We start from the raw sequence: 5471 nt of genomic DNA, 5'->3' as shown, positions 1-5471 counted from the left end.
CAGGTCCTTCGGCAGCGCGGCCCACTGGCAGCCGGTGGACAGGATGTACATCACCCCGTTCAGCACCGCTCGTATGTCCACCGTCCGTTTGTTGCCGCCGCTCTTCGCCAGTGGGATCAGCGGACCGATGATCGACCATTCCTCGTCGGTCAGATCGCTCGGGTAGCGCAGTTTGCTGCGGTCGTATTTTGGCCGGCTCTCGGGCGTCCACATGGACGCCCTTCTTCCCGCACCCGCCGCTCGGAGCCAATCACAACCGATTCAGATGCCTCGATTTGTTCCCGGATGGACACTCAGCCCAGTTGGTCACCCTATGGCGCTGCTTGGGGATGTGGTGCCGGCGATCAGCGTTGGACTTGAACGGCACGGCGGGGGTCCCTCACTGCTCGAGGGCTCGCCCCTGCGCCAGCCTACCCGACCGCACCCAACTGCGCGACCCACGCAACAAGATGGCTCGACGACCCACCTGATGGCACCGTCAACTTGTCGCCTTCGGGTCGAGCGCGCTGGCAAGCTGAGGACGATGCGGGCAGGACTTCAGGCTGCCGCAGCAACCCTGCTGATTTCCGCCCACATCTCGAACGCCCGCACCCTTGCGGCTCGGTGTTCACTGGCGGAGACATGGTCGCGGCGGAGATGGAAGAGGTTGGCGATCTGGTCGTGAGCGGAGAGGAAGCGCTGTGCCTGCCGCGCTGACGTGAAGCGCTTCATCTGCCGTTCTCGTCGCCGCGTCGGCTGGTGTGAATTCTCCGCCCGATTGTTCAGGCCCTTGTGCTGGCGATGCTCGACACCGGGCATCACCTCCCGCTTGGCCGCCCCGTAGCTTGAGAGCTTGTCAGTGACCATGACGCGTGGCGCCCGGCACTGCCGCTTGAGAAGTTTGCGGAGCAGACGCTTCGCCGCCCGCTTGTCGCGCCGGCTCTGGACCAGCACGTCAAGCACCATTCCGGCCTGATCGACGGCCCGCCAGAGCCAGTGCTTCGCCCCAGCGATCTTGATTGCGACCTCGTCGAGGTGCCATTTGTCGCCGACACGGGGCAGTCTCCGTCGGATCCGGTTGGCGAACTCCTGGCCGAACTTGAGGGCCCACTGCCGTACCGTCTCGTGGCTGACCACGATGCCGCGTGCCGCCAGCATCTCCTCGACCATGCGCAGGCTGAGCGGGAAGCGAAAATACACCCAAACCGCGTCGCTGATGACCTCGGCGGGAAAGCGGAACCCGGCATAGAGGGAGCCGGCGGCTGGCGATCTCATTCCGGACGTCTACCGGACCTGGGGGCAAGCGGCCAACCCCTGCCAAGTTGACGGTGCCCGTGGCGCACCACCTGACCAACAACGCCTCCGACCAGGATGCGCTGACACCCCTGCTCGACGCCGTCACCGCCAACACCAGCACCACGCCTGCCGAGATCTCAGCCGACAGCGGATACTGCTCCGAGGCCAATCTGCCGACCTCGCCGAGCGCGGCATCCGCGGCTACGTCGCCACCGGCCGTGCCAAGCACCCCGACGGCGGCGAGGACCGACGTCGAGGTCCGCTAGTTTCGGCCAGGCGTCAGCGGCTCAGACGTGCAGGTCGCCGCAGCCGATACCGATTACGCAAGCAGGTCGTCGAACCCGTCTTTGGACAGATCAAAGCAGCACGAGGGTTCCAGCAGGTCCTGCTCCGCGGCATTCACAAGGTGAAGCACGAATGGGCACTGGTCTGCACTGCCCACAACCTCACCAAGCTCGCCAGGACAGCCGCCGCCTAACCCACAGCGGCGGCGTGCACGCCATCAGCGCCGCTCCAACTCCAGCGGCGTCAGCCCCGAGATGCGGTTACCCGGACGCGCTCCTAGCCTGGCGCCATCAGTCTCTCCAACCAGTGTCGTCGGTCTTTATGGTTCTCCGAATTAGCTTTCTGGGTGCTCACGTGATGGTTTTTGGTTCTCTGCAGACCAGTACTTCCGGGCGGTTGATCCGTGCAACACGAGGGCGTGAAACCTGACAAAATCTCCCGAGACACGAGCCGAACTGGCCGAGTTCGGCTCGTGTCGCCTAAGATCATCAAACAAATCAGCGCATTGAATTATGTTCTTAGTTAATAACTATTGGTGTATTGACAGCCGCGACTCAATGTTTTCCAAATTTTCTTCTTCACAGCGCGTATAGTTTATGCTTTCCATTGCCCATCATGAGGGCCAGCGCCGGCCGATTTTTTTAGCGCACTGTGTCAGATGCCCAATCTCGTGTTGCTCAGAAATTTTGGAGGCCGGTGAATGCTGACGGCATGGGCGAATACTCATAAGCGGCTGGACAACGGTATCCAGCCGGCGCGCAGCATGCCCACCAGAGATATTGGCCTCACATGACTAGTAGCGCTCGTGGCAGACAGGCCCCAATGTCTCGAATCAACCGTGACCCCTCACGTATCCCAGAGGAGGTATGGGCAACTGCACATGCAAAGGCCCGGATTTTACTACCTTTGCTGCGGAGCGGATCTCAGCTCACGTCAGCAGCCATTGCCGACGTTGCTCGGCAACTCGGTGTTTCTCCACAATGGACCCGCACGCTTCTCCGCAGGCTCCGAGAAGATCCGCGCGCCTCAAGCCTGGTGCCTCACACCCGAGGGAGACCGCCGGGAACAACCTTTCTCCCTGAGCCGGTAGAGAATGCCATAAGCCACGCGATCAGCCACCATTACCTCAATCGGCAACGGATTAGCCTCAATGCGTTTGTCGGCCTCGTCCAGAATGCGTGTGAGGCTGCCGGTTTGCCACGCCCTGCCTCATCCACGATCAAGCGCCGAGTAAACGCACTCGATCCGATGCGCGTGCTTGCGGCACGTGAAGGTCGAAGGGCCGCGCGCGAAGCCTTCGGCCCCTCGAAACACCATTTCCATGCCAGCCGACCGCTCGAATGCGTTCAAATCGATCACACTCTGGTCGACGCCATCGTCGTGGACGAAATGTATCGCGAGCCGATTGGACGACCTTGGATCACGTTGGCGATCGATGTGTACACTCGTATAGTTCTCGGATATTTCCTGACACTCGAGGCGCCATCGTCACTTTCTGTCGCCATGTGCGTCAGCCACATGGTTTCAGATAAGCGCAAATGGCTCCTGCGGCATGGAATTGCTGCAGAATGGCCGTCTGGAATTCCCAATCTTCTTCACATGGACAACGGTCCTGAGTTCCATTCAGCAGCGCTCAAGCGCGGCTGTGAAGAGAACCTCATCGAGATTAAGCATCGTCCCGTGCGGCAGCCAGAGAATGGCGGACATATCGAACGGCTGATCGGCACCATGATGGGCAAGGCTCGCCTTCTACCGGGCGCGACATTCTCGAACCCCATCGACCGCGGCGTGTATGACAGCGAGCGGCAGGCAGTGATGACGCTTTCTGAGCTCGATGTCTGGCTCGCACGCGAAATCGCGGAGGTCTACCATCGTGATATTCATAGCGGCATCTCGCGTGCCCCATTGTCATTCTGGCAAGAGGCGATCGCAGCCGGTAGTCCCATGCGTCCATTGCCGGACAGTGAACGCATACGGGTCACTTTCCTGCCTGCCGAGTACCGCACGCCACGACGCGACGGGATCGAGCTATTCACACTAGGATATTGGAACGACGCCATCCCTAGGCTGGTTGCTAATGGAGTAAAGCGTGTTCTCATTCACTACGATCCTCGTGCTCTATCAGGCGTTTGGCTCCGCGTTCCGGGTAGCGACGAATTTCTCGAACTCCGGTACAAAGATCTGCGGCGTCCCTGTGTGACACTGTGGGAGTGGAGAGCGGCACGCAAAGGGCTCCTCGCCCAAGGCCGAAGGGATCTGGATCCGGCAGCGCGCTTCAGGGCAGTTGAGGCACAACGCCGACTCCTCGCCAGCGCAGCAGAAAAGACCAAGGCGGCGCGCCGCCTGGTTCAGCGTCGCGCATACGCTCAACGCGACCAAATTCAGAACCTCGAAACGGGGAACGACGCCGACCTCGTCGCACTGCTCGATGCGGGGCCGCCCACGCTCCTTGATGTGGAGGATTGGTCGTGACCGACGGGAACATTAACCTTGATCACCTCCGGCCAGACGTACGCCAGTATGCACTCGCGTCCGACTATATCCGCATACGGCAGATTCGGGCCGAGCGATTTATTCCTTTTAAGCAAATTGTCCGGGCTCTAGGTGAAGCTGAGCGCCTGCTAGGTTGGCCAGATCGTGTCGGCATGCCGAACCTGCTCATCAGCGCAGACTCAGGAATGGGCAAATCCACACTCGTTACGAAATTTAGACGTGATCACCCACCCGGAATGCATGATGAGCAAGGAGTGCTGTTGCAACCGATAGTCACATTGGAGATCCCCTCTCCCGACGAGGCTCGCATTTATACTCATCTTCTAGAGGGCCTGAATGCGCCAATTTTACCTCGCGAGTCCATTCCACAACTTGAGATTCGTGCCCTCCGACTGCTGAAACAAATTCGACCAAGCCTCGTTATACTCGATGAATTCCACAAAATCCTTCAAGGAAACTATCGTAAGCAGAGAGCGGCGTTGGGGCTTGTGAGACTCATTAGTAACCAAGTTCGCTCACCAATAGTTGCATTCGGCACAGACGAGGCACTTACGGCCCTCAGTGTCGACCCTCAAATACAAAGCAGGTTCAGTACGCATACCATTGCGCCTTGGCAACTCGATACTGAGTTCCGAACGTTCGTTATGTCGCTCCTGTCGGCTCTGCCACTGCAGCGGGCTTCGCCATTAGACGAACCAGCAACTCTAAAGGGTCTTCTCAATCGTTCGCGCAGCAATACACGCACGCTGGTAAAAATCATCGAGCGTGCCGCGGAGGACGCTGTTCTATCTGGAACGGAACGGATTGACGCACCGCTGCTCGAGGCGAGTGCGCGCGCGCTTGGCATAGAGAAATGATGAGGTACTCAGAAAAACTTCAGCTTCAAGCCCCTCGATTGCCGGGCGCCATTCCGCGCCGCACCTCTATCAACCGCCGATTGGAACTTCAGCTGTTTGGTCCAAGATGCGTTCATGCGGAGACCCAGCTGACCGCACGAGCTTCCCTCGCCGGCTAAGCACTCCAGCCTCATAAGGCTCTGTGCGTCGTGGATTCATACAAAACCATTCGCGTGTTTCATGCAACATTTCAGGGCTCACGTCTCGGTGACGTTCACGCGTTGCGGCTAAAACCCTGCACTCAGCCTAAGGCCTGTTAGAGCTTGATGACTTTGATCCAGTCTGCGGTGGCGGCGAGGCAGAGCACGCCGAGGAAGGAGCGTGCGGTCTTCTCGTAGCGAGTAGCGACCGCTCGCCACTCTTTCAGACGTGCCCAAAGGTTCTCGACCAGGTGGCGGTTGGCGTAGATCCAGTCCGGACAGGCGACCTCGGCATCGGTGCGCCGGGGCGGGATCGCAGGTCGCGCGCCCATGTCCCAGATGCGCTCGCGGAAGGCGTCAGAGGCAAAGCCGCGGTCGCCAA

Annotated in this window: 7 protein-coding genes and 1 pseudogene; 4 read left to right on the top strand and 4 right to left on the bottom strand. The window is 59.8% G+C overall.

Features of this window, described 5'->3' with window-relative positions; all coding sequences use genetic code 11:
- The 3 genes and pseudogenes from EP26_RS29595 to EP26_RS29590 all read right to left on the bottom strand — a co-directional run.
- The coding region (locus EP26_RS29595) for a transposase (RefSeq protein ID WP_043344807.1) at nucleotides 1-213 on the bottom strand (213 nt) is incomplete at its 3' end.
- A 55-nt stretch (nucleotides 214-268) separates the two neighbouring features.
- Nucleotides 269-367: pseudogene (locus EP26_RS37905) on the bottom strand (IS5/IS1182 family transposase); the annotation flags it as partial.
- Between the two features lie 170 nt (nucleotides 368-537).
- Nucleotides 538-1254 carry an IS6 family transposase gene (locus EP26_RS29590; RefSeq protein ID WP_043344805.1) on the bottom strand — a complete coding sequence of 239 codons (717 nt, stop codon included), beginning with the start codon at nucleotides 1252-1254 and terminating at the stop codon, nucleotides 538-540.
- A gap of 59 nt (nucleotides 1255-1313) precedes the next feature.
- Here EP26_RS29590 and EP26_RS38845 point away from each other — a divergent pair, with 59 nt between their 5' ends.
- From EP26_RS38845 to EP26_RS34190, 4 genes are all read left to right on the top strand, one after another.
- On the top strand, nucleotides 1314-1541 hold the full coding sequence (locus EP26_RS38845) for a hypothetical protein (RefSeq protein ID WP_408735123.1): 228 nt from the start codon (nucleotides 1314-1316) through the stop codon (nucleotides 1539-1541).
- Nucleotides 1469-1753, top strand: coding sequence for a transposase (locus tag EP26_RS34200; protein WP_408735124.1), 285 nt, complete (start codon nucleotides 1469-1471; stop codon nucleotides 1751-1753). The genes EP26_RS38845 and EP26_RS34200 overlap by 73 nt, the downstream gene beginning before the upstream one ends.
- 1055 nt (nucleotides 1754-2808) lie before the next feature.
- On the top strand, nucleotides 2809-4032 hold the full coding sequence (locus tag EP26_RS34195) for a Mu transposase C-terminal domain-containing protein (protein ID WP_169747542.1): 1224 nt from the start codon (nucleotides 2809-2811) through the stop codon (nucleotides 4030-4032).
- The gene (locus tag EP26_RS34190) at nucleotides 4029-4910 is read left to right on the top strand and encodes a TniB family NTP-binding protein (RefSeq protein ID WP_169747541.1); all 882 of its coding nucleotides are present in this window, start codon (nucleotides 4029-4031) and stop codon (nucleotides 4908-4910) included. Before EP26_RS34195 ends, EP26_RS34190 begins: the two co-directional genes overlap by 4 nt.
- Nucleotides 4911-5205: 295 nt before the next feature.
- On the opposite strand, the gene EP26_RS29580 is transcribed toward EP26_RS34190, so the two are convergent.
- Nucleotides 5206-5471: IS5/IS1182 family transposase (locus EP26_RS29580; RefSeq protein WP_043342279.1), on the bottom strand; the 266-nt coding region annotated here is incomplete at its 5' end.

Origin of the sequence: Belnapia moabensis DSM 16746 (assembly GCF_000745835.1) — a bacterium.
GTDB classification, from domain to species: Bacteria; Pseudomonadota; Alphaproteobacteria; order Acetobacterales; family Acetobacteraceae; genus Belnapia; species Belnapia moabensis.
This window is presented reverse-complemented; position numbering and strand designations above follow the sequence as displayed.